The 24,924-nt window shown below is 63.0% G+C and carries 28 protein-coding genes and 1 tRNA gene; 13 read left to right on the top strand and 16 right to left on the bottom strand.

All coding sequences use genetic code 11. The annotated features are described in order from the left end of the window. Positions 1-190: 190 nt before the first annotated feature. Positions 191-631, bottom strand: a complete 441-nt coding sequence (locus F6S12_RS10510) for a hypothetical protein (RefSeq protein ID WP_011058751.1) — start codon at positions 629-631, stop codon at positions 191-193. Between F6S12_RS10510 and trmL the strand changes: the two genes are divergently transcribed. Further along, on the top strand, positions 630-1,085 hold the full coding sequence (gene trmL / locus F6S12_RS10505) for a tRNA (uridine(34)/cytosine(34)/5-carboxymethylaminomethyluridine(34)-2'-O)-methyltransferase TrmL (RefSeq protein ID WP_011058750.1): 456 nt from the start codon (positions 630-632) through the stop codon (positions 1,083-1,085). The genes F6S12_RS10510 and trmL overlap by 2 nt on opposite strands. A 95-nt stretch (positions 1,086-1,180) precedes the next feature. Here the strand turns inward: trmL and secB are convergent, their stop codons facing one another. The 3 genes from secB to F6S12_RS10490 form a co-directional block, all read right to left on the bottom strand. Further along, positions 1,181-1,660 carry a protein-export chaperone SecB gene (gene secB, locus F6S12_RS10500; RefSeq protein WP_011058749.1) on the bottom strand — a complete coding sequence of 160 codons (480 nt, stop codon included), beginning with the start codon at positions 1,658-1,660 and terminating at the stop codon, positions 1,181-1,183. Positions 1,661-1,778: 118 nt separating this feature from the next. Continuing rightward, positions 1,779-2,033 (bottom strand): glutaredoxin 3, encoded by a 255-nt coding sequence (grxC, locus tag F6S12_RS10495; RefSeq protein ID WP_011058748.1) that lies wholly within the window; start codon positions 2,031-2,033, stop codon positions 1,779-1,781. Continuing rightward, entirely contained in the window at positions 2,033-2,446 is a 414-nt protein-coding gene (locus F6S12_RS10490; protein ID WP_047283556.1) for a rhodanese-like domain-containing protein, read from the bottom strand. The genes grxC and F6S12_RS10490 overlap by 1 nt, the downstream gene beginning before the upstream one ends. Positions 2,447-2,610: 164 nt before the next feature. On the opposite strand from F6S12_RS10490, the gene gpmI reads away from it, so the two are divergent. The 5 genes from gpmI (at position 2,611) to F6S12_RS10465 (ending at position 8,958) form a co-directional block, all read left to right on the top strand. Beyond that, a complete protein-coding gene (gene gpmI / locus F6S12_RS10485; RefSeq protein ID WP_015633832.1) occupies positions 2,611-4,152 on the top strand; it encodes a 2,3-bisphosphoglycerate-independent phosphoglycerate mutase in 1,542 nt (513 codons plus the stop codon). A 166-nt stretch (positions 4,153-4,318) separates the two neighbouring features. Next, entirely contained in the window at positions 4,319-5,233 is a 915-nt protein-coding gene (locus F6S12_RS10480; RefSeq protein WP_015633831.1) for a DUF1460 domain-containing protein, read from the top strand. 174 nt (positions 5,234-5,407) lie between these two features. After that, the gene (locus F6S12_RS10475) at positions 5,408-6,694 is read left to right on the top strand and encodes a murein hydrolase activator EnvC (protein WP_315868886.1); all 1,287 of its coding nucleotides are present in this window, start codon (positions 5,408-5,410) and stop codon (positions 6,692-6,694) included. A 31-nt stretch (positions 6,695-6,725) separates the two neighbouring features. Then, positions 6,726-8,036 (top strand): S41 family peptidase, encoded by a 1,311-nt coding sequence (locus F6S12_RS10470; protein WP_011058743.1) that lies wholly within the window; start codon positions 6,726-6,728, stop codon positions 8,034-8,036. A 115-nt stretch (positions 8,037-8,151) separates the two neighbouring features. After that, positions 8,152-8,958 (top strand): divergent polysaccharide deacetylase family protein, encoded by an 807-nt coding sequence (locus tag F6S12_RS10465; protein WP_077933220.1) that lies wholly within the window; start codon positions 8,152-8,154, stop codon positions 8,956-8,958. Between the two features lie 38 nt (positions 8,959-8,996). Here F6S12_RS10465 and F6S12_RS10460 read toward each other — a convergent pair whose 3' ends face one another. From F6S12_RS10460 to F6S12_RS10430, 7 genes are all read right to left on the bottom strand, one after another. Next, on the bottom strand, positions 8,997-9,752 hold the full coding sequence (locus F6S12_RS10460) for a substrate-binding periplasmic protein (RefSeq protein ID WP_053155988.1): 756 nt from the start codon (positions 9,750-9,752) through the stop codon (positions 8,997-8,999). 63 nt (positions 9,753-9,815) lie between these two features. Further along, positions 9,816-10,586, bottom strand: coding sequence for an imidazole glycerol phosphate synthase subunit HisF (gene hisF, locus F6S12_RS10455; protein WP_015633827.1), 771 nt, complete (start codon positions 10,584-10,586; stop codon positions 9,816-9,818). Between the two features lie 9 nt (positions 10,587-10,595). Then, positions 10,596-11,333: a 1-(5-phosphoribosyl)-5-[(5-phosphoribosylamino)methylideneamino]imidazole-4-carboxamide isomerase gene (gene hisA / locus F6S12_RS10450; RefSeq protein WP_011058739.1), complete on the bottom strand. Its 738-nt coding sequence runs from the start codon at positions 11,331-11,333 to the stop codon at positions 10,596-10,598. A 42-nt stretch (positions 11,334-11,375) separates the two neighbouring features. Then, a complete protein-coding gene (locus F6S12_RS10445; RefSeq protein WP_011058738.1) occupies positions 11,376-11,636 on the bottom strand; it encodes a DUF2164 domain-containing protein in 261 nt (86 codons plus the stop codon). Further along, entirely contained in the window at positions 11,637-12,275 is a 639-nt protein-coding gene (hisH, locus tag F6S12_RS10440) for an imidazole glycerol phosphate synthase subunit HisH (RefSeq protein ID WP_019093880.1), read from the bottom strand. After that, a complete protein-coding gene (gene hisB / locus F6S12_RS10435) occupies positions 12,275-12,868 on the bottom strand; it encodes an imidazoleglycerol-phosphate dehydratase HisB (RefSeq protein WP_011058736.1) in 594 nt (197 codons plus the stop codon). The genes hisH and hisB overlap by 1 nt, the downstream gene beginning before the upstream one ends. A gap of 237 nt (positions 12,869-13,105) precedes the next feature. Next, positions 13,106-14,767 (bottom strand): OFA family MFS transporter, encoded by a 1,662-nt coding sequence (locus F6S12_RS10430; RefSeq protein WP_015633826.1) that lies wholly within the window; start codon positions 14,765-14,767, stop codon positions 13,106-13,108. A 342-nt stretch (positions 14,768-15,109) separates the two neighbouring features. On the opposite strand from F6S12_RS10430, the gene F6S12_RS10425 reads away from it, so the two are divergent. The 5 genes from F6S12_RS10425 to F6S12_RS10405 all read left to right on the top strand — a co-directional run bounded on the left by F6S12_RS10425 (position 15,110) and on the right by F6S12_RS10405 (position 20,324). Then, positions 15,110-17,335: an AsmA family protein gene (locus tag F6S12_RS10425; RefSeq protein WP_315868885.1), complete on the top strand. Its 2,226-nt coding sequence runs from the start codon at positions 15,110-15,112 to the stop codon at positions 17,333-17,335. After that, positions 17,332-18,399, top strand: coding sequence for an A/G-specific adenine glycosylase (gene mutY / locus F6S12_RS10420; protein ID WP_053148603.1), 1,068 nt, complete (start codon positions 17,332-17,334; stop codon positions 18,397-18,399). The genes F6S12_RS10425 and mutY overlap by 4 nt, the downstream gene beginning before the upstream one ends. After that, positions 18,396-18,668, top strand: coding sequence for an oxidative damage protection protein (locus F6S12_RS10415; RefSeq protein WP_210457734.1), 273 nt, complete (start codon positions 18,396-18,398; stop codon positions 18,666-18,668). The genes mutY and F6S12_RS10415 overlap by 4 nt, the downstream gene beginning before the upstream one ends. 105 nt (positions 18,669-18,773) lie before the next feature. Further along, positions 18,774-18,849, top strand: a tRNA-Phe gene (locus F6S12_RS10410). 320 nt (positions 18,850-19,169) lie between these two features. After that, positions 19,170-20,324, top strand: coding sequence for a Fic family protein (locus tag F6S12_RS10405; protein WP_194237448.1), 1,155 nt, complete (start codon positions 19,170-19,172; stop codon positions 20,322-20,324). A gap of 73 nt (positions 20,325-20,397) precedes the next feature. On the opposite strand, the gene F6S12_RS10400 is transcribed toward F6S12_RS10405, so the two are convergent. From F6S12_RS10400 to F6S12_RS10390, 3 genes are all read right to left on the bottom strand, one after another. Beyond that, the gene (locus F6S12_RS10400; protein ID WP_315868884.1) at positions 20,398-20,631 is read right to left on the bottom strand and encodes a hypothetical protein; all 234 of its coding nucleotides are present in this window, start codon (positions 20,629-20,631) and stop codon (positions 20,398-20,400) included. A 220-nt stretch (positions 20,632-20,851) separates the two neighbouring features. Further along, a complete protein-coding gene (locus tag F6S12_RS10395) occupies positions 20,852-21,310 on the bottom strand; it encodes a carboxypeptidase regulatory-like domain-containing protein (RefSeq protein ID WP_315868883.1) in 459 nt (152 codons plus the stop codon). 252 nt (positions 21,311-21,562) lie between these two features. Next, positions 21,563-21,904, bottom strand: coding sequence for an isochorismate lyase (locus F6S12_RS10390; protein ID WP_161466408.1), 342 nt, complete (start codon positions 21,902-21,904; stop codon positions 21,563-21,565). A 122-nt stretch (positions 21,905-22,026) separates the two neighbouring features. Here F6S12_RS10390 and F6S12_RS10385 point away from each other — a divergent pair, with 122 nt between their 5' ends. Beyond that, on the top strand, positions 22,027-22,356 hold the full coding sequence (locus F6S12_RS10385) for a hypothetical protein (RefSeq protein WP_065364819.1): 330 nt from the start codon (positions 22,027-22,029) through the stop codon (positions 22,354-22,356). Positions 22,357-22,405: 49 nt separating this feature from the next. Continuing rightward, the gene (locus F6S12_RS10380; protein ID WP_315868882.1) at positions 22,406-23,383 is read left to right on the top strand and encodes an alpha/beta fold hydrolase; all 978 of its coding nucleotides are present in this window, start codon (positions 22,406-22,408) and stop codon (positions 23,381-23,383) included. On the opposite strand, the gene gltS is transcribed toward F6S12_RS10380, so the two are convergent. Continuing rightward, complete coding sequence (gltS, locus tag F6S12_RS10375) at positions 23,384-24,592, bottom strand: sodium/glutamate symporter (RefSeq protein WP_041120523.1); 1,209 nt, start codon at positions 24,590-24,592, stop codon at positions 23,384-23,386. Positions 24,593-24,644: 52 nt separating this feature from the next. Beyond that, on the bottom strand, positions 24,645-24,924 hold a 280-nt coding region (locus F6S12_RS10370), incomplete at its 5' end, for an arginase family protein (RefSeq protein WP_315868881.1).

Below are 24,924 nucleotides of genomic sequence, written 5' to 3'. Positions count from 1 at the left end.
ACAGGCAGGCCGGGACTTCCCTCTTTAATACCCGGCCCATCCCGCGCATCGCGACGGGCCACGCTTTTGGGGACCCTGGTACAGGCAGGCCGGGAATCCCCTTCTTTACACCGGGACTCATCGCCCTCGTGGCGCTCAGCCCCTCCCGCTTTTGGGGGCCTTGGTACAGGCAGGCCGGGGTTTCCCTCTTTTATTCCTCCCGCAAGTGGATCGCCAGGCGCCAGCGCCCCTCCACCTCGCTCCCGTCCCACTGGCCCCGCAGCGGCCGCGCGGCCACCAGGTTCAGCAGCAGACCCTGGTCCGCCCGGCGCACCCGCCAGTTCACATTGCGCTGATTGACCTGCAACTGGCCCTTCTGTGCCTGCCCCTGGGCATCGAACAGCAGCGCCACGGTGCCATCGATGTGCTCCCCATGGAGCTTGGGCTCATGGTTGAACCACAGCACCAGCCCATCGGGCGCCACCTCGACCTGCTGCAACGCCACCGGATCAGGCTGGGTCAGGCGGCCGATCATCAGCCCTACCATCACCCCGACAATCGCCAGGGAGCCGAACACCCGCAGCATTAGCTTCGGTCGCGAGTACGCTTCAGGCGTAGAATGCAGTCTGTCTTTCTCTTCGGAGCCGTGCATGTTTCACGTCATCCTCTTTCAACCAGAAATTCCGCCGAATACCGGCAACGTTATCAGGCTGTGCGCCAACAGCGGCTGCCACCTGCATTTGATCGAGCCGCTGGGTTTCGAAATGGACGACAAGCGCCTGCGCCGCGCCGGCCTCGACTATCACGAATACGCCACCCTGCAACGCCATGCCGACCTTGCCAGTTGCCTGGAAAGCCTCGGCCACCCGCGCCTGTTCGCCTTCACCACCAAGGGCTCGCGCCCCTTCCATGACGCCAGCTTCCAGGAGGGCGACGCCTTCCTGTTCGGCCCCGAGAGCCGGGGCCTGCCGGCGGACGTGCTGGACGCCCTGCCCGGCGAACAGCGCCTGCGCCTGCCCATGCGCGAAGGCTGCCGCAGCCTGAACCTGTCCAACACCGTGGCCGTGGCGGTCTATGAAGGCTGGAGACAGTTGGGGTTCAAGTAGGGCCAGGGGTTCGCGGGCAAGCCCGCTCCTACAGGTTTTGCCCGAGCATGAAAAAAGCGCCGTTACAGGCGCTTTTTTCGTACCGCAACCAGCACTTACTGAACGGTGTTTTCGCCAGCGGACTGCAGGCGTTGCAGCTCTTGGGCATACAGCGCATCGAAGTTCACCGGGGCCAGCATCAGCGCCGGGAACGAACCGCGGGTCACCAGGCTGTCCAGCGCTTCACGAGCGTAAGGGAACAGGATGTTCGGGCAGAAAGCACCCAGGGTGTGGCTCATGGAAGCCTCATCCAGGTTCTTGATCAGGAAGATACCGGCCTGCTGGACTTCAGCGATGAAGGCCACTTCGTCGCCGTTCTTCACGGTCACGGACAGGGTCAGCACCACTTCGTGGAAGTCGGCTTCCAACGCTGTCTGGCGGGTATTGAGGTCCAGGCCGACGCTAGGTTCCCATTGCTGACGGAAGATCGCCGGGCTTTTCGGCGCTTCGAAGGACAGGTCACGCACGTAGATACGCTGCAGGGAGAATTGCGGTGCGCTTTCGTCGTCGGCAACGGTGTTCTGTTGGTCAGTCATCTCATGATCCTTCTTGATCTTGGGTCTATAGGGTTAGGTTCTGTACGCAAACTGCCTGCGCTTCGACCATGCTGCGTTAAAAACAGGCTCGGCGAGTTTCCATACGAACCTAGGAATTTCAGGCCGCTAGCAGCGCGTCGAGCTTGCCGGCACGCTCCAGGGCGAACAAATCATCACAGCCACCTACGTGGGTGGCGCCGATCCAGATCTGCGGCACGGACGTACGCCCGGCCTTCTGGGCCATCTCGGCGCGTACCTGGGGCTTGCCATCGACCTTGATCTCTTCGAAGGCTACGCCTTTGCTCGCCAGCAGATGCTTGGCGCGCGAGCAGTAAGGGCAGTAATCACTGGAGTAGACGATGACCTTGGACATTACTTCACCAATGGCAGGTTATCGGCCTTCCAGCTGGCCACGCCGCCGGACAGCTTGGCCGCGGTGAAACCGGACTTGAGCAGCTCGCGGGCGTGAGTGCCGGCGTGCTGGCCCTGGGCGTCCACCAGGATGATGGTCTTGGCCTTGTGCTTCTCCAGCTCGCCGACACGGGCGGCCAGCTTGTCCTGGGGAATGTTCAGTGCACCGACGATATGGCCGGCGGCATAGTCCTTGGATGGACGGATATCGATCACGACGCCCTGCTCGCTGTTGACCAGCGCGGTCAGTTCACGGGTGCTGAGGCTGCGGCCACCGCGGCTCAATTCATGAGCGATCAACAGAGCCAGCAGGATGGCGAAGGCGCCGACGAGCAAGTAGTGTTCAGTGGCGAATTGAATCAGGTGAGCAACCATCTAAGGAGGTTCCAGGGCGTTAAAATGTCGGCCAGTATACACAGCCCTCCGGGTCGACCAAACCCCGCCCGGCGGTGACTCCACCGGAACTTCGCTTTAAACTGCCACTCCCTTTTTCAACACCTCCCTTTCATCTCTTTCCTATCCAGCCACGAGTGGACGCCATGACTACCACGCCTAAACCTTTGGTCCTGATGATTCTGGATGGCTTCGGTCACAGCGAAAGCCACGAATCCAACGCCGTCTATGCGGCCAAGAAGCCGGTCCTGGACCGCTTGTGCGCCAGCATGCCCAACGGCCTGATCTCGGGTTCGGGCATGGATGTCGGCCTGCCGGACGGGCAGATGGGCAACTCCGAAGTCGGCCACATGAACCTCGGCGCCGGTCGCGTGGTGTATCAGGACTTCACCCGGGTGACCAAGGCCATCCGTGACGGTGAGTTCTTCGAGAACCCGACCATTTGCGCGGCCGTGGACAAGGCCGTGGCCGCCGACAAGGCCGTACACATCCTCGGCCTGCTGTCCGACGGCGGCGTACACAGCCACCAGGACCACCTGATCGCCATGGCCGAACTGGCCTTCAAGCGCGGCGCCGAGAAGATCTACCTGCACGCCTTCCTCGACGGTCGCGATACGCCGCCCAAAAGCGCCCAATCGTCCATCGAACTGCTGGACGAAACCTTCAAGACCCTGGGCAAGGGCCGCATCGCCAGCCTGATCGGCCGTTACTTCGCCATGGACCGCGACAATCGCTGGGACCGTGTGGCCCAGGCCTACAACCTGATCGTCGACGGCCAGGGCCAGTTCAACGCCGCCACCGCCCAGGAAGGCCTGCAAGCCGCCTACGCCCGCGAAGAGAGCGATGAATTCGTCAAGGCCACCACCATCGGCGAACCGGTCAAGGTCGAAGACGGCGATGCCGTGGTGTTCATGAACTTCCGCGCCGACCGGGCCCGCGAGCTGACCCGGGTCTTCGTCGAGGACGACTTCAAGGACTTCGAACGTGCGCGCCAGCCAAAGCTGGCCGGCTTTGTCATGCTCACCCAGTACGCCGCCAGCATCCCCGCGCCGTCGGCCTTCGCTCCGGGCAGCCTGGAAAACGTGCTGGGCGACTATTTGGCGAAAAACGGCAAGACCCAACTGCGCATCGCCGAGACCGAGAAGTATGCCCACGTCACCTTCTTCTTCTCCGGTGGCCGCGAAGAGCCGTTCCCGGGCGAGGAGCGCATCCTGATCCCGTCGCCGAAAGTCGCCACCTACGACCTGCAGCCGGAAATGAGTGCCCCGGAAGTCACCGACAAGATCGTCGACGCCATCGAGCACCAGCGTTATGACGTGATCATCGTCAACTACGCCAACGGCGACATGGTCGGTCACAGCGGCGTGTTCGAGGCGGCGGTCAAAGCCGTGGAATGCCTGGACCTGTGCGTCGGACGTATCGTCGACGCCCTGGAAAAGGTCGGCGGCGAAGCCCTGATCACCGCCGACCACGGCAACGTCGAGCAGATGTCCGACGAATCCACCGGCCAGGCCCACACCGCCCACACCACCGAGCCGGTGCCATTCATCTATGTCGGCAAACGCGCCTTGAAAGTCCGTGAAGGCGGGGTTCTGGCGGACGTGGCGCCCACCATGCTCAAGCTGCTGGGCCTGCCCAAGCCCGCGGAAATGACCGGCACGTCGATCCTGGTGGACCCAGCGCACTGATCCCTCCAGCTCGCCATTGCAGGCAAAAACGCCCGATGCAACCGTCGGGCGTTTTTCATGGTGGCCTTGCACAGGGCGAATCAGGGCCATGGAAGTAAAAGCAGACAAGCGCCGGGCACTTATTGAATAATGATTATCGTTATCAATAACAGCAGGGAGAATCTCCATGAACAAGACGGCTACGCTGCTTCTGGCCTCCCTCCTGTCAGGCTGTGCAAGCCAGATTCCTGCTCAACAGCCGGTGGATGCCAGTGCCCTCGCACAGCAACACAGCCCGGTGGAAATGGATGCTCAGACCGCCGATAAATTGAAAGCACTGCTGAAGATCCAGCCTCCTCGGGGCTCTACCGACATAGGCCAGATGAACGACCTGATTTCCCGGGAGTTCCTGCACACGCCTTACGCGGCGAACCGGCTGCACGGCTCCGCAACCCTGGCCGAGAAGCTGGTGGTCGACTTCAGGGGCCTGGACTGCTTCACCTACCTGGATTACGTCGAGGCCTTGCGCCAGTCCAGCGACGAGGCCGGCTTCATTAACAACCTGGTGCAGATTCGCTACGTGAACGGCGATATCAACTTCCTCAACCGCCGCCACTTCTTCACCGATTGGGCCCATGCCGGGCAACCCATGGCCGAGGATGTGACCGCCCAGCTGAGTGCGAACGCGGTGACCGTGGCCAAGCGCCTCAATCAAAAGGCCGATGGCGGCCGCTACCTGCCCGGCCTGCCCGTGGCCGAACGCGACATCACCTACATTCCCAGCGCATTGATTGACCAGCATCTGCTCAGCCACCTGCGAACCGGCGACTACATCGGCATCTATACCCACCTCTCGGGCCTGGACGTCACCCATACCGGGCTGTTCATTCAGACGGCCCAGGGCCCGGTCCTGCGCAACGCCTCCTCGAAAAAGGACCAGGGCGCGGTCATCGACTCACCCTTCATGGAGTACGTTCACAACGTCCCGGGAATCGTGGTCCTGCGGGCCCGGCAAGACAGCCAGGCCGGCCAGGATGCCTCGGCCGCGAAGGCCGGCACCCAGGCGCTGCAGCATCAGGCTCGTTCGCCCGCACAAGGTTGATCGGCGCCGCCGCCCCAGGCCACGGCGGCGGCACGCTGATAGCAAATGGCCCAATAACGGCCCGGAAACGGCTTTTTATGACGAACGCCTCAAAGCAGTTGGCTTTGAGGCGTTTTTTTTGCAGCGATGGGCGGGCATACTAGGCCGTCCCTTTCCCTGGTGTCGCCCGCCTCTATGCTTCGCGCCCTGATTACCCTTGCTCTGATCTGCCTGCTCCAACCGGCTTTCGCCGACGAGCGCGCGCAAACCCAACAACAGTTGGACGCCACGCGTCAGGACATTGCCGAGCTGAAAAAGCTGCTGGGCAAGCTGCAGGAAGAGAAGTCCGGCGTGCAGAAAGACCTGCGCGGCACCGAGACCGAGATGGGCAAGCTGGAGAAGCAGGTCGAAGCCCTGCAGAAAGAGCTGAAAAAAAGCGAATCCGAGCTGCAGCGACTCGATGAGGAGAAAAAAAAACTCCAGAGCGCGCGCACTGAACAGCAGCGACTGATCGCCATCCAGGCCCGCGCGGCCTACCAGAACGGGCGCCAGGAGTACCTCAAGCTGCTGCTCAACCAGCAGAATCCGGAAAAATTCGCCCGCACCCTGACCTATTACGACTACCTGAGCCAGGCCCGCCTGGAGCAGTTGAAGAATTTCAACGAAACCCTGCGTCAGCTGGCCAATGTGGAAAAGGACATCTCCCTGCAACAGGCCCAGTTGCTGGTGCAGAAGAGCAGCCTCGACACCCAGCGTGAAGAACTCGACAAGGTCCGCAAAGAGCGGCAGTTGGCCCTGGCCAAGCTGAACAACGACGTGAAGGCCCGGGACGACAAGCTCAAGGCCCGTGAACAGGACCAGGCCGACCTGGCCAAGGTCCTGAAAACCATTGAAGAAACCCTGGCCCGCCAGGCCCGCGAGGCAGAAGAAGCGCGCCAGAAAGCGCTGATCGCCCAGCAGGAAGCCGAAAAAAAGCGCTTGCGTGAGGCTCAGGCCGACGCCAGCGATGGGCCGCGCAAACCCGCAAGATCAAGCCCTGGAGCCCTGGTTTCCAGCGCCGGCCCTTCCTATGGCGGGGCATTTGCTTCAGCCCGGGGAAAACTTCCATGGCCCGTTGATGGTCGACTACTGGCACGCTTTGGTGAAACCCGTGGCGACGACTCCCGCTCCAAGTGGGACGGCGTGATGATCAGCGCCGCCGCCGGCAGCCAGGTGCACGCCGTGCACGGTGGCCGGGTAGTGTTCGCCGACTGGCTGCGCGGCGCCGGCCTGCTGGTGATCCTCGATCACGGCAACGGTTACCTGAGCCTCTACGGACACAACCAGACGCTGCTCAAGGAAGCCGGCGACGTGGTCAAGGCCGGAGAGTCCATCTCCACCGTCGGTAATAGTGGCGGACAGGACACTCCTGCGCTGTACTTTGCAATTCGTCAGCAGGGCCGCCCCAGCGACCCGGCACAGTGGTGCCACGCGCAAGGATAAGCGCTGCATCTAAATTAGGAGTTCGTTCGACATGCTGCATTTGTCCCGCCTTACCTCGCTGGCCCTGACGATCGCCCTGGTGATCGGAGCGCCTCAGGCGTTTGCCGCCGAAACCGCTCAAGCAGCAACCGCCGCGACCACCAAGGCGCCCTTGCCGCTGGAAGAGCTGCGCACCTTCGCCGAGGTCATGGACCGCATCAAGGCAGCGTATGTCGAACCCGTAGACGACAAGACCCTGCTGGAGAATGCCATCAAGGGCATGCTCAGCAACCTCGACCCGCACTCTGCCTATCTGGGCCCGGAAGACTTCGCCGAACTGCAGGAAAGCACCAGCGGCGAATTCGGCGGCCTGGGCATCGAAGTCGGCGCCGAGGACGGCTTCATCAAGGTGGTCTCGCCCATCGACGACACCCCGGCATCCAAGGCCGGGATCCAGGCCGGCGACCTGATCGTCAAGATCAACGGCCAGCCGACCCGTGGCCAGACCATGACCGAAGCCGTGGACAAGATGCGCGGCAAGATCGGCCAGAAGATCACCCTGACCCTGGTGCGCGACGGCGGCACGCCGTTCGACGTGACCCTGGCCCGCGCCACCATCCAGGTGAAAAGCGTGAAGAGCCAGCTGCTGGAGTCGGGCTACGGCTACATCCGCATCACCCAGTTCCAGGTCAAGACCGGCGAGGAAGTCTCCAAGGCCCTGGCCAAGCTGCGCAAGGACAACGGCAAGAAGCTCAACGGCATCATCCTCGACCTGCGCAACAACCCGGGCGGCGTGCTGCAAGCCGCGGTGGAGGTGGTCGACCACTTCATCACCAAGGGCCTGATCGTCTACACCAAGGGCCGCATCGCCAACTCCGAGCTGCGCTTCTCCGCCACCGGCAAGGACGAAAGCGAAGCCGTGCCGATGGTGGTGCTGATCAACGGCGGCAGCGCCTCGGCTTCGGAGATCGTCGCCGGTGCCCTGCAGGATCAGAAGCGCGCAGTACTGATGGGCACTACCAGCTTCGGCAAGGGCTCGGTGCAGACCGTGCTGCCGCTGAACAACGACCGGGCGCTGAAGATCACCACCGCGCTGTACTTCACCCCCAACGGCCGCTCGATTCAGGCCCAGGGCATCGTTCCGGACATCGAAGTGCGCCGCGCCAAGATCACCAGCGAATCCCAGGACGGCGAGTACTTCAAGGAAGCCGACCTGCAGGGTCACCTGGGCAATGGCAACGGCGGCGCCGACAAGCCCAGTGGTGCAGCGAGCAAGGCCAAGCCAATGCCGCAGGACGACGACTACCAGTTGGCCCAGGCCCTGAGCCTGCTCAAGGGGCTGAGCATCACCCGCGGCAAATGATTGAACCCTTCGCCGGCAAGCCGGCTCCTACAGGAGCCGGCTTGCGTAGGAGCTGGCTCGCCAGCCAAGCGCCCGCCAGGGTGCCCATTCCCCTAAAGGCCTGATCCCGATCCCCATGATTTCCCGCTGCTCACTGCTGTTGCGCTCGCTCCAGGCCCCGCTGCTCACCCTGCTGTGCCTCTTGCCCCTCGCGACCCAAGCCGCCGAACCCACAGCCGTTGCGCCCAAGGCCTACCTGAGCCTGATCATCGACGACCTCGGCCAGAACCTGCCCCGGGACCGCCGCGTACTGGCCCTGCCCGGCCCGGTCACCACGGCGATCATGCCCGACACGCCCCACGCTGCCGAATTCGCTCGCGAGGCCCATCGCGCCGGCAAGATCGTCATCCTGCACATGCCCATGGACCCGGCCACCGGGCCGTTTGCCTGGCACCCCGAGTTGCCCATCGAAGAGCTGCAAAAACGCCTGGAAGCCGCCTTCCAGGCCGTGCCCTACACCAGCGGCATCAACAATCACATGGGCAGCCGCATGACCGCCCAGCCCCAGGCCATGGCCTGGCTGATGGGCGACTTGCAGCGGCGACACAAATTCTTCGTCGACAGCCGCACCAGCGCCCAGACGGTGGCCGCCGCCGAAGCGCAGAAGATCGGCCTGGCCAGTGTTTCCCGGGATGTGTTCCTGGATGACGAACGTACCGAAGCGGCGATCAGCCAACAGTTGCAGACCGCGATCAAACTGGCGCGCAAACAGGGTTCGGCGGTGATGATCGGCCACCCTTATCCACAGACCCTGGCAGTGCTCGAACGTGAGCTGCCCAGGCTCAAGGCCCAGGGCATCGAGTGGATCGATATCAAGTCGATGATCAGCCTGCGCAGTAACAAGGCCATGGCCGGGCATGGCAAGAACGGGGTTTATCGCTAGAGGCCTTCGCCACAGGAGCTGGCTTGCCAGCGAAGCGCCTACAGGTAACGCCCCATGATCTCCTCCACCAGCCCCTCTTGGCGCATCTGGTCCAGGGCCGCCTGGAGCTTGGCCACCACCTCATCGGAGACGTCCTTGTTCAGGGCCAGGTATAGCTCGGCGCTGTTGAAGCGCAGCACGGTCTTGAGGCCGCTGATGCCCTCCTGCTTGGCCAGGTAGCGCCCGGCCGGGTCGCCGGTGGCCCAGAGGTCGATCTGCCCCGCCACCAGCTTCCTGGCGTTGTCCTGGTCACGCAGTACCACTTGGGGCGCCAGGCCTTGCTTGGTCAGGGTCTCGGCAATGGCATCGCCCTTGTAGGCGCCGATCTTGTACTTGCGCGCCTGCTCCAGGGATTCGAGGCTGATGGTGCTGCCGGCCTTGGCCAGCATGATCCAGTCATCCGGGCCGATGGGGCCGACCCACTTGAAGAGCGGCTCGCGGTCCGGCAGGCGCGCCATGACGAACACACCATAGCCCGGCTGCTCCAGCGCCATCTTGTAGATACGCTCCCAGGGGAAACGCAGGGTCAGGCTGTAATTGATTCCGGCGCGCTTGAACATTTCACGGACGATATCCACGGCGATGCCGTCGATATTCTCGCCCTGGGCGAAGTTCTTGCCGTTCTTGGCCATGTTGTAGGGAGGGAAGTTTTCCGTCAGCAACACCAGGGAGGTGTCGGCGGGTTCATCAGCGCGGGCGAGGCCGCAAAGAACAAGCGAAGCGCTGGCGACAACCACTAGAAGACGTTTGAACATGACGGGCTACCGGAATCCATGGCGTGCTCAAGAGTGCCGTGAGCACGCCATGCTGTCCAGTGGCTACCGCACAACAATCCCGCGCTGAGCCATATAGGCCTTGGCCTCGGGAACCGTGTATTCGCCGAAGTGGAAAATGCTCGCCGCCAGCACTGCGCTGGCATGGCCTTCGATGATGCCGTCGGCCAGGTGCTGGAGGTTGCCGACGCCACCGGACGCGATCACCGGAATCCCCAGCGCATCGCTGATGGCCCGGGTCACGCCCAGGTCGAAGCCGTTTTTCATGCCGTCCTGATCCATGCTGGTGAGCAGGATCTCGCCGGCACCCAGGCCTTCCATCTTCTTCGCCCACTCCACCGCGTCCAGCCCGGTGGGCTTGCGCCCGCCATGGGTGAAGATCTCCCAGCGCGGGGTTTCACCCGGGCCGGAGACTTTCTTCGCGTCAATGGCGACCACGATGCACTGGGAGCCGAAGTGCTGCGCCGCTTCGCCGACGAACTCGGGATTGAACACTGCTGCGGTGTTGATCGAAACCTTGTCCGCACCGGCATTGAGCAGGTTGCGGATGTCCTGCACGGTGCGCACGCCACCGCCCACGGTCAGCGGGATGAACACCTGGCTGGCCATGCGCTCGACGGTATGGAGGGTGGTATCACGCCCATCGACGCTGGCGGTGATGTCGAGGAAGGTGATCTCGTCGGCGCCCTGCTCGTCGTAGCGACGGGCGATTTCCACCGGGTCACCGGCGTCGCGGATGTTCTCGAACTTGACGCCCTTGACCACCCGGCCGTTGTCCACGTCCAGGCAAGGGATGATGCGTTTGGCCAGTGCCATGGCGAATCCTCAGCCTTGGTACGAATCGCAGAAAGCCTGGGCTTCTGCGACATCGAGGGTGCCTTCATAGATCGCGCGGCCAGTGATGGCGCCGATGATTCCTGGCGCCTTGGCGTCCAGCAGGGCCTTGATGTCGCCCAGGTTGTGGATACCGCCGGAAGCGATCACCGGGATCCGGGTAGCGGCCGCCAAGGCTGCGGTGAACGGCACGTTGCAGCCCTGCATCATGCCGTCTTTGGCGATGTCGGTATAAACGATGGCGGACACGCCGTCGGCTTCGAAGCGCTTGGCCAGGTCGATGACCTGCACGCTGCTGACTTCAGCCCAGCCGTCGGTGGCGACGAAACCGTCCTTGGCGTCCAGGCCGACAATCACCTTGCCGGGGAACGCGCGACAGGCCTCGGCGACGAACTCCGGCTCCTTGACCGCCTTGGTGCCGATGATCACGTAGCTCACGCCAGCCTTGACGTAGTGCTCGATGGTTTCCAGGGAACGGATGCCGCCGCCGATCTGGATCGGCAGGTTCGGGTAGCGCTTGGCGATTGCGGTGACCACCTCGCCGTTGACCGGCTGGCCTTCGAAGGCACCGTTCAGGTCCACCAGATGCAAGCGCCGGCAACCCCCTTCAACCCATTTGGCGGCCATGCTCACCGGGTCATCGGAGAACACCGTGGAGTCTTCCATGCGGCCTTGGCGCAGACGCACACAGGCGCCGTCCTTGAGATCGATAGCGGGAATAATCAGCATCTGGCAAACCTTCAAGTTCGATTGTTCAGCTTCACTCGGAAATCAGTTTTTCTCGAGCGCCCACAGGTCGCTTTCGATGCTTTCGAACCTCTCCTTGAGGTGCGCCTGCACATCGAAAATCGCCCGGTTGTAATAGTGCGGAGCAATTTCGCGGGTAAACAGTTCAAGAACCTCCGCCGCTTCGAACGAGCCCAGCTCGAGCTCGAACCGATCCTCCAGGAAACGCTTGATCTTGTGCGTCGCCTCGCTCTCCTGTTCGGCAGTGAGGCTCAGGATCGGCGGCTTGGGTTTCTTGATCGCCATTTACCAGCGACCGTCCCAGGCGGCGAAATTCTGCAACAGCTGCAGGCCGTGGGTATGGCTTTTCTCCGGGTGGAACTGCACGGCGAAACGCGAGCCGTCGGCCAGCGCCGCGGCGAAATCCACGCCATAGTGACCGCTGCCCACCACCTGCCGCGCGTTACCGGCATTGATGTAGTAGCTGTGCACGAAGTAGAAGCGCGCCAGGTCCGCAATGTTGTGCCATAGCGGGTGGTCCACCGCCTGCTTCACTTCGTTCCAGCCCATGTGCGGCACCTTCAGGTGCTCGCCATCCTCGATCAGGCCCTTGCCGAAGAACTTCACCTGGCCGGGAAACAGGCCGATGCAGTCCACGCCTTCGTTCTCTTCACTGTGGTCGAGCAGCGCCTGCATGCCCACGCAGATACCGAGGAACGGACGGTCCTGGCTGACCTCGCGCACCAGGGCATCGAAGCCCAGGCGGCGGATCTCGGCCATGCAGTCACGGATCGCGCCCACTCCGGGGAACACCACCCGGTCGGCTTCGCGAATCACGCTGGCATCGCTGGTGATCAGCACCTTGCCGGCGCCCACGTGCTCCAGGGCCTTGGCCACCGAGTGCAGGTTGCCCATGCCGTAGTCGATGACGGCGACGGTCTGCATTACAGCACGCCCTTGGTCGACGGCATCTGGCCGGCCATGCGCTCGTCCAGCTCCACCGCCATGCGCAGCGCGCGGCCGAAGGCCTTGAACACGGTCTCGATCTGGTGGTGCGTGTTGGTGCCGCGCAGGGTGTCGATGTGCAGGGTCACGTTGGCGTGGTTGACGAAGCCCTGGAAGAACTCCTGGAACAGGTCGACATCGAAACCACCGACGGTGGCGCGGGTGAACGGTACATGCATCTGCAGGCCAGGGCGGCCGGAGAAGTCGATCACCACGCGGGACAGGGCTTCATCCAGCGGCACATAGGCATGGCCGTAGCGACGGATGCCTTTCTTGTCGCCGATGGCCTTGCTGAATGCCTGGCCGAGGGTGATACCGACATCCTCCACGGTGTGGTGGTCGTCGATATGCAGGTCGCCCTTGCTTTCGATGTCCAGGTCGATCAGCCCGTGCCGGGCGATCTGGTCCAGCATGTGCTCAAGGAAGGGCACGCCGATATCGAATCGGGCCTTTCCGGTGCCATCCAGGTTGATCGAGGCTTTGATCTGGGTTTCCAGAGTGTCGCGCTCGACAGATGCCTTACGTTCGGCCATCACCAGCTCCGCAAAATCATTGGGCGAAAAAGGCGAATAGTATAGGCCCCACGGCGGCTAAACAGAAACACGATGGACAATATCCTGACGGGCGCCAGCCAATGGCTGCGGGGCTGTACCTGTCATGACAACTGTAGAAACTGACTTGCTGGTGAAGGTGCCAGGCCTACAAGACCGAGGCACCTTGTGCACCGGCAAGCCGGCTCCTGAGCAGGAGCGGGCTTGCCGGCGAAGCCATCAATGGAACAGCACCGCCGTCTTCTGCAAGGTCACCCACACACCCCAGGCCAGGGGAATGCCCACCACCAGCCAGGCAGCGATCACCACCGGCAGACTGGCGGACGAAGCTTTCCACTCCAGCACGACACTGCTGTCAGCGCCCTTGTCATGACCCAGGGCCTGCTCGGCCGCCAGTTGCTCATCGGTCATGAAGTACTTGTCGGCCACCGGGCGCACCAGCAGGTTGCACAAAAAGCCCAGCACCAGCAGGCCGGCGAGGATGTACAGGGTGATGTCGTAAGCCGCAGCGCGCTCGACGCCGATGCTCAGCTGGTACTCGCGCAGGTAGTTCACCAGCACCGGGCCCAGCACGCCCGCCGCGGCCCAGGCGGTCAGCAGGCGACCGTGGATAGCGCCCACCATCTGGGTGCCGAACAGGTCCGCCAGGTAGGCCGGCACCGTGGCGAAACCGCCGCCGTACATCGACAGGATGATGCAGAACGCCGCCACGAACAGGGCGATATTGCCCAGGTGGCCGAGGTTCGGGATCAGCGCATAAAGGGCAAAGCCCAGGGCAAAGAACACGAAATAGGTGTTCTTGCGGCCCAGGTAGTCGGAGAACGACGCCCAGAAGAACCGCCCGCCGATGTTGAACAGGCTCAGCAAACCGGTGAAGCCGGCGGCAATCGCGGCAATCTGCGCCAGTTGCCCGGCGTCCAGCTGGCTGAAGGTCAGGCCATTGCCCAGCAGCTTGCCGGCAAACACTTCCTGCAGCAGGGGCGAGGCCATGCCGAGGATGCCGATACCGGCCGAAACGTTGAGGCACAGCACCAGCCACACCAGGCGGAACTGCGGGGTCTTCCAGGCCACGTTCACGTGCACGTGGCGGTGGGTGATCATCGCATTGGCGGCTTTCTTCGCCGGTGCGGTCCAGCCCTCAGGCTTCCAGCCGGTAGGCGGAACCCGGTAGGCCAGGGCGCCACCGATCATGAACACGAAGTAGATGGCCGCCATCACCAGGAAGCTCTGCCACACGCCAACGCTGGTCGGCGTTGCAAAGTGGCCCATCAGGGCCGCCGCCAGGGGCGCACCGACCATGGCGCCGCCGCCAAAGCCCATGATCGCCATGCCGGTGGCCATGCCGCGCTTGTCCGGGAACCACTTGATCAGGGTCGACACCGGGGAGATATAGCCCAGGCCCAGGCCGATACCGCCGATGACCCCGGAGCCTATCCACATCAGCCAGATCTGGTGGGTGTAGATCCCCAGCGCCGAGATCAGCAGGCCGCCGCACCAGCACAGTGCCGAAACCACACCGGCCTTGCGCGGGCCGGCATGTTCCAGCCAGCCGCCCCAGATCGCCGCCGAGCACCCCAGGAAGATGAAGAACAGCGTGTAGATCCAGCCGAGCATGGAGATCGGCCAGTCACACTGGGACGAAAAGATCTGCGCGATGAAGCCCATGCCGGGCTCGCAAGCCACGGGCGCACTGACGCCCAGGGCCTTGGACAGCGGCAGCCAGAACACCGAAAAGCCATAGGCCATGCCGATGCACAGGTGGATGGCCAGAGCGGCCGGTGGAACCAGCCAGCGGTTGAAACCGGGCTTGGCGATGATGCGTTCTTTGGACAAGAACGCTGGCTGAGCGGACGGACTGGCCGCCGCGTTGCTAGTGCTCATGGATGTTTCCCCCAATTATTAGAATTGTTCATCGGCCACTCTTCTGCGACGACCTTGGCACACCGGCGCGGTCGTTTTATTGAGTAAAGCTCCATTTGGGCAGACGCGACATTAAGTCGCACAAGGGCGGACGAACCGCGAGAGGTTACCATTTGCGACAAACTAAAAAACCAAACTGACATCACCTTTTTTCCCGCAGCTGCTTTGCCCACAGGCCAGGCCGCTGGCCAAAAAAAACCGCTACAACGAAAAAACCTCTAACTGCAATGGGTGACCAGTCGTCAGGTTCAGAGCGCTATACTCCCCCGCTAAATTTTGAATTCGACATACAAGGACTCGCCCATGAAAGCGTTCGGCAAAATCCTGGGTCTGGTAATTCTCGGGCTGTTGCTGATCATCGTGGCTCTGGGCTTCGCCCTGACCCACCTGTTTGATCCCAACGACTACAAAGACGAGATTCGCCAGATTGCCCGCGACAAGGCCCACATCGAGCTGACGCTCAATGGCGACATCGGCTGGAGCCTGTTCCCCTGGCTGGGCCTGGAACTGCACGATGCCGGCGTCGCCACCCTGGCCAACCCGACCCAACCTTTCGCCGACCTGCAGATGCTCGGCCTGTCGGTCCGGGTGTTGCCGCTGCTGCGCCGCGAAGTGCAGATGAGCGATGTGCGTGTCGAAGGCCTGAACCTGCGCCTGACCCGCAACAAGGACGGCCACGGCAACTGGCAGGACATTGGCAAGGCCGCACCGACCGACAAGCAGGCCGAGACTCCGGCCGCCAGCACCGGCGAAGCCAGCCAACCACCAGCCGGCGCGGACAAACCCGCGCAGCCGATCCGCCTGGACATCGACAGCCTGACCGTGAACAACGCCCGGGTTGAGTACAACGATGAACAGACCGACAAGCAGTTCACCGCCGAAAGCATCCAGCTGAGTACCGGGCCGATTCACGAAGCCACCAACACCCCGGTCAAGCTCACGGCCTTCCTCGCCAGCAGCCAACCCGCAGTGCGCGTGCGCACCGAACTCAATGGCGAACTGCGCTTCGACCGCGCCCTGAAGCGCTACCAGTTCGAAGACATGCGCCTGTCCGGCGAAGCCGCCGGCGACCCGTTGCAAGGCAAGACCCTGACCTTCGCAGCCCAGGGCCAGCTGCTGCTGGACCAGGCCGCCAACGTTGCCCAGTGGACCGGCCTGAAGGTCTCCCTCAATCAGTTGCGCGCCCTGGGTGAGCTCAAGGTCAACGACCTGGACAAGACCCCGCAGATCAGCGGCGGCATCTCCATTGCCCAGTTCGACCTGGCGAGATTCGTCGACAGCATCGGCCAGACCCTGCCCGCCATGGGTGAAGGCAGCCTGAGCAAGGTCGAGCTGGTCAGCCGCCTGCAAGGCACGCCCACCAGCCTGGCACTGGAAGACCTGAACCTGAAGCTCGACGACAGCACCTTCAGCGGCCGTCTGGCCATCGAGGACTTCGACAGGCAATCCCTGCGCGCCCAGCTCAAGGCCGACACCTTCAATGTCGACCGCTACCTGCCGCCCAAGTCCGCCGAAGCCAACAGCGCGGCATCGGCACGCAAGGCCGAAGTGCAGAGCAGCGAAGCCGATGCCATGGCCGGAGCCGGCAGCACCCCGCTGCCCAACGCACCGACCAAGGGCGCCTGGAGCACTGACCGCCTGCTGCCGGTGGAGCGCCTGAGCAAACTCGACGTCGATGCCGACCTGAACTTCGGCCAACTGACCCTGGACAAGCTGCCGATCCAGAATGCCGCACTCAAGGCCTCCGGCCAGGGTGGCCTGCTCAAGCTTTCCAGCCTGCGCGGCGAGCTGTACAACGGCAGCTTCGATGCCAGCGGCAACCTCGATGTGCGCCAGAGCACACCGCAGTTGAGCTTGCAGACCAAGATCAACCGGGTGCCGGTGGAACGCATCCTCGAAAGCCAGGGCCAGAATCCTCCGGTCAAGGGCCTGGTGACCCTGAACAGCAACCTCAGCGGCAGCGGCAACAGCCAGAAGGCGCTGATCGACAGCCTCAACGGCACCCTCAGCTTCGTCATCAACAACGGCGTGCTGCTCAACGCCAATATCGAACAGCAGCTGTGCCAGGGCATCGCCGTGCTCAACCGCAAGAACCTCAGCAGCACGCCACGGGGCAAGGACACGCCCTTCCAGGAGCTCAAGGGCAACCTGACGCTGCGCAATGGCGTGGCCAGCAACCCGGACCTGAAAGTGCGCATCCCCGGCATGACGGTGAACGGCAACGGCGACATCGACCTGCGAGTGCTGGGCATGGACTACCGGGTCGGCATCATTGTCGAAGGCGACCTGCGGGATAACCCGGACCCGGCCTGCCAGGTGGGTGAGCGCTTTACCGGCATCGAGCTGCCGTTGCGCTGTCGCGGCCCGCTGGAGCTGGGGGCCAAGGCCTGCCGCCTGGACAAGGACGGCCTGGGCCAGGTAGCGGCCAAGCTGGCCGGTGACCGCCTGCAGCAAAAGATCGACGAGAAACTGGGGGACAAGGTCAGCCCGGAACTGAAGAACGCGCTCAAGGGGCTGTTCAAGCGATGAGAGCCGAGGCGTTTTCAACGGCGGTGCTGGACTGGTACGACCGCCACGGCCGCCATGACCTGCCCTGGCAGCAGGACATCAACCCGTATCGGGTGTGGGTCTCGGAGATCATGCTGCAACAGACCCAGGTCAGCACCGTGCTCAACTACTTCGACCGCTTCATGGCCTCGCTGCCCACGGTGCAGGCCCTGGCCGAAGCCCCGGAAGACGAAGTGCTGCACCTGTGGACCGGCCTGGGCTACTACACCCGGGCGCGCAACCTGCAGAAGACCGCGAAGATCGTCATGGCCGAGTACGGCGGCGAGTTCCCCCGGGACGTGGAAAAGCTCACCGAACTGCCGGGCATCGGCCTGTCCACCGCCGGCGCCATCGCCAGCATCAGCATGGGCCTGCGGGCGCCGATCCTCGACGGCAACGTCAAGCGGGTGCTGGCGCGCTTCACGGCCCAGGAGGGCTACCCCGGGGAGCCCAAGGTGGCCAGGCAGTTGTGGGCCGCCGCCGAGCGCTTCACCCCCCATAGCCGGGTCAACCACTACACCCAGGCGATGATGGACCTGGGGGCGACGCTCTGTACCCGGAGCAAGCCCAGCTGCCTGTTGTGCCCCCTGGAGCGCGGCTGCGAAGCCCACATGCTCGGCCTGGAAACCCGCTACCCGATCCCCAAGCCACGCAAGGAAGTGCCTCAGAAGCGCACCCTGATGCCGATGCTGGCCAACCGCGAAGGCGCCATCCTGCTTTACCGGCGGCCCTCCAGCGGCCTCTGGGGCGGGTTGTGGAGCCTGCCGGAGCTGGATGGCCTGGACGACATCCAGCACCTGGCCCTGCAGCACTCCCTGGAACTGGGCCAGCAACAGCAGATGCCCGGGCTGGTGCACACCTTCAGCCACTTCCAGCTGGCCATCGAACCCTGGCTGATCCGGGTCGAAGAGTCGGCCCTGCACGTCGCCGAGGCCGACTGGCTCTGGTATAACCTCGCCACCCCGCCGCGCCTGGGCCTTGCCGCCCCGGTGAAAACGCTGCTCAAACGCGCGGCCGAAGTCTTGAATGCAGGAGAGTCGTCATGACCCGCACCGTAATGTGCCGCAAGTACCAGGAAGAACTGCCGGGCCTGGAGCGCCCTCCCTACCCGGGGGCCAAGGGCCAGGATATTTTCGATCACGTCTCGGCCAAGGCCTGGGCTGACTGGCAGAAACACCAGACCCTGCTGATCAACGAAAAGCGCCTGAACATGATGAATGCCGAAGACCGCAAATATCTGCAGGGCGAGATGGACAAATTTTTCTCCGGCGAGGAATACGCCAAGGCCGACGGCTACGTGCCACCGGCTGAGTAAAGCTGTTGAAAATCGGGGGTGGAACGTAAGCGACGGTAATAATTAAACATTTTTTTCAAAACTTGCTTGACGCCCCCCTGAAAAACCCGTTTAATGCGCCCCGTTGCCCAGATAGCTCAGTCGGTAGAGCAGGGGATTGAAAATCCCCGTGTCGGCGGTTCGATTCCGTCTCTGGGCACCACCTTCAGCTTTCAGGTGGTGTTTACATCACGTGAAAGCAATCAGAAAACCCGCCTAGTGCGGGTTTTTTGTTGCCTGAGATTTGGCCCATCCCTCCCCCTGCGCGATACCTCCGCTTTCTTTCCTGCACAACCAAGCCCCCTGCGCGACCATCACGCCGCCAACACAGCGCATCTCGCCTCAGCTTTTCTCAAGCGTTCACTTAAATGAAGAACCATCTTGAGATAATCATCTTTTGATATTCGACCAAAACCCCTATAGAACAGGGCCTACAGCAAAAAAATCATAGATGTTTTTTTCGGCTTTCGAGATGTTTGCACAATGCCTGCATTCTTCCATCACGATCTTGAGCTGCTAAACCCGTCCTTCGACTCCAATCTGGTGGACGTGCTCAGCGAGCTTGAGCACCTTCGGCGCTTGCGACTGGAAGGCGATACGCCTCCTGCGGTCTTCTATCAGCTGAAAACGATCTTCCACATCCTGGAAAGCCTGGGTTCGGCGCGCATCGAAGGCAACCACACAACACTTGCCGACTACATCGAGAGCAAGGTTGAAGGCACAGCCGAGGACACCGATCAGCTACGCGAAGTGGCGAACATCGAAAAAGCCTTGGACTACATCGAGCAAACCATTCGCCCGGGAACACCGATTACCGAGCTCACCATCAGAGAGCTGCACGCGATGACCGTCCAGGACCTGGAGCGAGAGGGCGATAGGACGCCTGGAGCTTATCGCCAGGGCGCAGTGCAGATCGCTCAGGCCACCCACCTACCTCCTGATGCCCTGATGGTGCCCAGCTACATGCAAGAGCTGGTGGAGTTCGTCAATCGGGAGGACCTGCCCAAATACGACTTGATGAAAGTGGCCTTGACCCATCACCGGTTTGGCTGGATTCACCCCTTTGGCAACGGCAATGGTCGCGTGGTGCGCCTCCTGACTTACGCACAGCTGATGAAATATGGCTTCAACGTCGATACGGGTGGCCGCGTACTCAACCCTACCGCTGTTTTTTTCAATGATCGGGAACGCTACTACGCCATGCTCGCCACCGCGGACCAAGGAACCAAGGCCGGGCTGGAGACCTGGTGTACCTATGCTCTAGAGGGCATTAGGGACGATCTGGAAAAGGTCAACCGCCTCACCGACTATCGCTACCTGACCCGGTACATCCTGGCTCCCGCCATTACCTTTGCTCGGGATCGACAATGGATCACTGCTGCGGAAGAAACGGTACTGACCACGGCGATCAAGTCAGGTGTTGTTAAATCGAGCGATATCGCCCAGGCGCTGCCCAAGCTGACTGCCGGGCAAAGGACCTATCAAATAAAGAAACTGGTGGACCAGGGCATGCTGTTACCCATCAGCACCAACGCCCGGCAGTACACCATCGGTTTCTCCAACAGCTACCTCATCAGAGGAACGATCAAGGCGCTTCGAGAGCAAGGGTTCATACCAGCACCGCTTGAGGCGCCGTGACACTCTCTCGGGCTCTCCAAGGGCGCCCAGAGTCAAACCAACCCTGGCCGCACTGGCGCACCGCCTGCGCCGATCAGAAGGCCTTATCCGCCCGCTCCATCGCCTGCCCTTGGGCCACATCAAGCAAGGCCACGCCATCACCGAGCAGCAGCGAGGCGATGTCGGCGATCTGGAACAGGTCGCTGGAGTCAGCCGTTTGCGCGGTCATGCAGGACAGGCTGTTCATCAGTTTGTGAAGGGCGCGTATGCACTGATCGGCGCAGGCCAGAAGATCGAACAGCGGAGCACGGAGGTAGGAAACGGTCACAAGATCCGGCCACGCCGAAGCGTGCCCGCGTACAGCTGCCATAACGCATAGACAGCAAACAACACCCAAAGCGCTGGATGCTTCTTATGATCAGGTTCCTACGCCCGGCCGCTGATTTGGCAGCGACCCGCAAAAACCCTGAATTACTCGATTCAGGGTTTTTCATGCGCGCAATTGGCCGTTACCCAGGCTCAGCACCGGGCAACATTCCAGCCCTCTCTCAGTAACCGTTATTCCAGTGGATGTTGAGATCGCGCATAGCCGCCACTTTCATATCGACCATGCTCTGCTGTTCCAGCCCTTTGCGGGTGGTGATGACCTGGTATCTGCCGGCCGGCAACTGCACAAAGACGATCGGGCCCACTCCGCTCAGGCTCAACAGCTGATGCCCTTGCGGGTTCTGGATCAGCACATCGACATCCGAGGTGTATTCATTCCCTGAGCCGACGGAAAAGGTCATGTGCAGGTTGTAACCCTTGGCCTGCTGAATGGCCCGCGACTCGTCCAGGCCGATGCCGCCGCTGACATAGGAAATGCCGTTCTGTTGCAGCGGCTCCAATTGCACGCCAGCCGGGTCGATCGGCTCATTGCTGGTGGAGGCGGAGCGCACGCTCACTGGTGCGGCCAATAGCAGCACCGCGATAACACCTGACAGGACACTCATAGAAAAGGACTTCATGATGACCACTCCCGGGTTCGTCTCGAACCACTGAATGGGACGCCACCGTCAGGCCTCTGGCCCCGGGACGGCAGCGCCCGGGTCTCCCCTGCTTCATCTTGAATGGCCAAGCCATGTCTCAGGCCAGAAGCCGAATGAAAACCCTCGCTCGCCTTGTGCAACCAGGCTCGCCCATAGCTCCTGCTATTGAGTGTAAAACCTGACACAGGGCGGTTTAGATCGATTCGGCGTGAGGCCTTTAACCAAAGGTACCTAGGCTAGGGGACCAGCCCCTCGGCTCGGAGCCTGCGCCGCCTGCCAATGCTTCATCTCCTCGGCGATGAAGTGCTGCACCAGATCGCTGTACATCTTCTCGATGGCATCCGGGTTCAGGCCTTCGGCCGCGGCCCAGTCGCGACGGGTGGCCAGCATGGCTTTGAAACGCTCCTCGGCGCGCACGGTAGCCGCCGAGGTCTTGAATTTCGATGCCGCCAGTACGTACTTGAAGCGCGCGCCGAGCAGGGCGATGACCGCTCGATCCAGGGCATCGATTTCCCGGCGGATATCATCCATGCCCTGGCATTGTTCCGGGCTCATCTGGTTCTTCACTTCCATGCTCAAGGCTCCATCGACGAATAGGGGTACCCGGGCTCGACCGGGCCCGGATTATTCCCATGGGCCCGCCTGGGAGTAAAGTTGCAGGCATCCGCCCATCCGGGCGCAAAGGAACTGCTCTCGTGAACCAGAAGCGAACCCGAGTCCGCCTGCCCCACCCCCAGCCCGGCAAGACCCGCAGCGGGGCCTGGTTTTTTTTGCTGATCGGCAGCGTGCTGCTGGCACTGACTGCGCTGCTGGGCTGGACCCTGGTAAGCGCGCTGCTGGACGGACAGATCGTCACCAGCAACCGTGCCGGGCCGAAGCTCGCCTACAGCCAGGCGTTGCAGCCCACCCAGTTCTATATCGAGCTGCTCTGGCAGGGCACCAGCACCCTGTTGCTGGGTGCCCTGGCAGTTGCCGCGCTGTGGATCGCCCGGGTATTAATGGGCGCACAAAAAAATCGTCGCTGAACGCCAGGGGTCGCTCCGGCCCGTTACAGCCGCCAAGGAACAACCGCCCATGTCCCTGCTGTCCTCGCCCGACCTGCCTGCCGCCCGCCCCGCCACTGCCGAGCCGGCGCCCGGCCCCAGTGAACGCTTCAGCGAAGTGGCGGCGGACGGTTTCCGTCTTGGCGGCTTCAGCTGGCGCCACGCGCAAGCCGATCCGGCGCGCGCAGTGGTGATCATCAACGCCGCGACCTCGGTGCGCTGCCGCTATTACTTTCGCTTCGCCGACTACCTGTTCGCCAACGGCTTCGACGTGATGACCTACGACTACCGCGGCATCGGCGAGTCGCGCCCGGCCTCGCTCAAGGGGCTCAAGGCATCCTGGTCGGATTGGGGCGCGCTGGATTTCGAAGCCATGCTGCAACGCGCCCGGCGCGAGTTTCCCGGGCAACCGATCGACGTGGTGGGCCACAGTTTCGGCGGCTGCGCCCTGGGCCTGGCGGCCTCCGCCGGGGTGATCCGCCGCGCGGCCACCATGGGCGCGCAGTTCGCCTACTGGCGCGACTACGTGCCCGCCCAGCGCTGGCGCATGCTGGGCAAGTGGCATGTGCTGATGCCCCTGCTGACCCGCCTGTACGGCTACTTCCCCGGCAAGCGCCTGGGCTGGATGGAAGACACCCCCGCCGGGGTGGTCCGCGACTGGGCCACCCCGCACCCACGCTACGAAGGCCGCCCCAGCGGCCGCAGGCTGGCCGCAGAGCGCAGTGGGCAGCCCTTCGCCCAGGTTAGCGCTCCGATCCTCGCCATCAGCGTCAGCGACGACCCCTTTGGCACCGTGGCAGCCATCGAGCGGCTACTGAGCTACTTCGACAACAGCACGCGCACCCATTGGCGCATTCGCCCCGAGGACATCGGTGAGGTCGAGATCGGCCACTTCGCCTTCTTCCACAGCCGCTTCGAAAGCCGGCTCTGGCCGCTGCTGCTGCACTGGCTGCAGCACGCAAGCCCGGCCCCGAACAGCCCGGGGCAAGAGCTGACGCCGGGGCGCTGATCAGGCAAAGGCGTTGATGAACCAGGTGATCAGCGGGATCGCCACGATGTCGATCAATACCGCACCGCACAGCGGCACGATGATGAAGGCCTTGTAGGAAAAGACCTTGTAGTGATCACAGATCGCGCCCATGTTGGCCACCGCATTGGGCGTGGCCCCCAGGCCGTGGCCCATGAAGCCGGCACACAACACCGCCGCGTCGTAGTTGCCGCCAAACAGGCGGAACAGCAGGAACACGCACAGCAGCACCATCACCAGCACCTGCACCACCAGGATCACCAGCAGCGGCAGGCCGAGCTGTTCCAGTTCCCAGAACTTCAGGCTCATCATGGCCATGGTCAGGAACACCCCCAGGCATACGTCGCCCAGGGTGCTCACGGCGCTGTCGGGGATGTCGATGATCCGCGCCCGGTCATTGAGATTGCGCAGGATGATCGCCACGAACATCGCCCCCACGTAGCTTGGCAGGACGATGCCCAGGTGCTCGTTCAGCGCGCTGCCGATCCAGAAACCCAGCACCATGATCAGCAGAATGCAGGTCAGCAGGCGCAGCAGGGTCGGCGCATCCAAAGGCGCCACCGAACCCTGGGCAGCGCTTTCCAGGTGCTGCAGGGTACTGACCTGATCGGCCTGGATCTGCAGGCGGTTGCGCTCGATCAGCCAGCGCGCCAGCGGGCTGCCCAGCAAGCCGCCGGCAACCATGCCGAAGGTGGCCGAGGCCAGGGCCGCCGTGGTGGCCCCCACCGCCCCGAGGTTTTCCGCGATCGGGCCAAAGGCCGCCGCCGCGCCAAAGCCACCCTCCAGGGACACCGCACCGGCCATGATGCCCAGCAGCGGGTCGATGCCCAGCGCCTTGGCGGCACCGACCCCCACCAGGTTCTGCAGCAGCGCCAGGGACCAGCAGGCCCCCAGGTAGACGAACAGGATCTTGCCGCCACGACGCAGCAGGCCGAGGCTGCCCCCCAGGCCCACGGTGGTAAAGAACGCCACCATCAAGGGCGTCTGGATCGCGGTGTCGAGCTTGATCGCCAGCAGTTGCTGATCGCGCAGCAGCCAGACGATCAGGGCAAAGCCGAAACCGCCGATCACCGGCGCCGGGACACAGAGCTGGGTCAGCCAGCGGCTGCATTTCTTCAGCTGGGCTCCCACCCCCAGCAGGATCAGGGCCAGCGCCAGGGTGGTCAGCGCGTCCAATTCAAAAGTCGGCATGGCAAACATCTCTTCTTGTCATTGTGGTGTTGCGCGGCGAGGGGCATGCCCCTCAGTGAATCAGGCTGGCCAGCAGACGCGCGGCCACGCGGGCGGTGCGCTGGTCCTGGTCGAGCCCGGGATTGAGTTCGGCAATGTCGGCCACGCGCAATTTGCCGCTGGCCCGAGCACGGCGTACCAGGTGCTCGACCACCTGCACATCCACCCCATAGGCCGAGGGCGCGCTGACGCCGGGAGCCTGGCTGGCCGGCAGCACATCCAGGCACAGGGTCATGTAGAGCACGTCGATACCGTCGAGAAAAGTGTCCAGGCAGGCCTCGACTGCCGGCAGG

Origin of the sequence: Pseudomonas sp. JV245A, from assembly GCF_032424515.1 — a bacterium.
Classification (GTDB): Bacteria; Pseudomonadota; Gammaproteobacteria; order Pseudomonadales; family Pseudomonadaceae; genus Aquipseudomonas; species Aquipseudomonas protegens.
Note: the sequence above shows the minus strand (reverse complement) of the source record. Positions and strands in the feature narration are given on the sequence as shown.

Coding starts and splice junctions, on each gene's coding strand:
- F6S12_RS10490 (WP_047283556.1), bottom strand. CDS start 2,446: ATGGTTGCTCACCTGATTCAATTCGCCACTGAACACTACTTGCTCGTC.
- F6S12_RS10480 (WP_015633831.1), top strand. CDS start 4,319: ATGAACAAGACGGCTACGCTGCTTCTGGCCTCCCTCCTGTCAGGCTGT.
- F6S12_RS10510 (WP_011058751.1), bottom strand. CDS start 631: ATGCACGGCTCCGAAGAGAAAGACAGACTGCATTCTACGCCTGAAGCG.
- hisB (WP_011058736.1), bottom strand. CDS start 12,868: ATGGCCGAACGTAAGGCATCTGTCGAGCGCGACACTCTGGAAACCCAG.
- F6S12_RS10465 (WP_077933220.1), top strand. CDS start 8,152: ATGATTTCCCGCTGCTCACTGCTGTTGCGCTCGCTCCAGGCCCCGCTG.
- F6S12_RS10415 (WP_210457734.1), top strand. CDS start 18,396: ATGACCCGCACCGTAATGTGCCGCAAGTACCAGGAAGAACTGCCGGGC.
- F6S12_RS10470 (WP_011058743.1), top strand. CDS start 6,726: ATGCTGCATTTGTCCCGCCTTACCTCGCTGGCCCTGACGATCGCCCTG.
- mutY (WP_053148603.1), top strand. CDS start 17,332: ATGAGAGCCGAGGCGTTTTCAACGGCGGTGCTGGACTGGTACGACCGC.
- F6S12_RS10380 (WP_315868882.1), top strand. CDS start 22,406: ATGTCCCTGCTGTCCTCGCCCGACCTGCCTGCCGCCCGCCCCGCCACT.
- F6S12_RS10430 (WP_015633826.1), bottom strand. CDS start 14,767: ATGAGCACTAGCAACGCGGCGGCCAGTCCGTCCGCTCAGCCAGCGTTC.
- secB (WP_011058749.1), bottom strand. CDS start 1,660: ATGACTGACCAACAGAACACCGTTGCCGACGACGAAAGCGCACCGCAA.
- F6S12_RS10460 (WP_053155988.1), bottom strand. CDS start 9,752: ATGTTCAAACGTCTTCTAGTGGTTGTCGCCAGCGCTTCGCTTGTTCTT.
- hisF (WP_015633827.1), bottom strand. CDS start 10,586: ATGGCACTGGCCAAACGCATCATCCCTTGCCTGGACGTGGACAACGGC.
- gpmI (WP_015633832.1), top strand. CDS start 2,611: ATGACTACCACGCCTAAACCTTTGGTCCTGATGATTCTGGATGGCTTC.
- gltS (WP_041120523.1), bottom strand. CDS start 24,592: ATGCCGACTTTTGAATTGGACGCGCTGACCACCCTGGCGCTGGCCCTG.
- trmL (WP_011058750.1), top strand. CDS start 630: ATGTTTCACGTCATCCTCTTTCAACCAGAAATTCCGCCGAATACCGGC.
- F6S12_RS10390 (WP_161466408.1), bottom strand. CDS start 21,904: ATGGAAGTGAAGAACCAGATGAGCCCGGAACAATGCCAGGGCATGGAT.
- F6S12_RS10425 (WP_315868885.1), top strand. CDS start 15,110: ATGAAAGCGTTCGGCAAAATCCTGGGTCTGGTAATTCTCGGGCTGTTG.
- F6S12_RS10445 (WP_011058738.1), bottom strand. CDS start 11,636: ATGGCGATCAAGAAACCCAAGCCGCCGATCCTGAGCCTCACTGCCGAA.
- F6S12_RS10395 (WP_315868883.1), bottom strand. CDS start 21,310: ATGAAGTCCTTTTCTATGAGTGTCCTGTCAGGTGTTATCGCGGTGCTG.
- hisA (WP_011058739.1), bottom strand. CDS start 11,333: ATGCTGATTATTCCCGCTATCGATCTCAAGGACGGCGCCTGTGTGCGT.
- hisH (WP_019093880.1), bottom strand. CDS start 12,275: ATGCAGACCGTCGCCGTCATCGACTACGGCATGGGCAACCTGCACTCG.
- grxC (WP_011058748.1), bottom strand. CDS start 2,033: ATGTCCAAGGTCATCGTCTACTCCAGTGATTACTGCCCTTACTGCTCG.
- F6S12_RS10475 (WP_315868886.1), top strand. CDS start 5,408: ATGCTTCGCGCCCTGATTACCCTTGCTCTGATCTGCCTGCTCCAACCG.
- F6S12_RS10405 (WP_194237448.1), top strand. CDS start 19,170: ATGCCTGCATTCTTCCATCACGATCTTGAGCTGCTAAACCCGTCCTTC.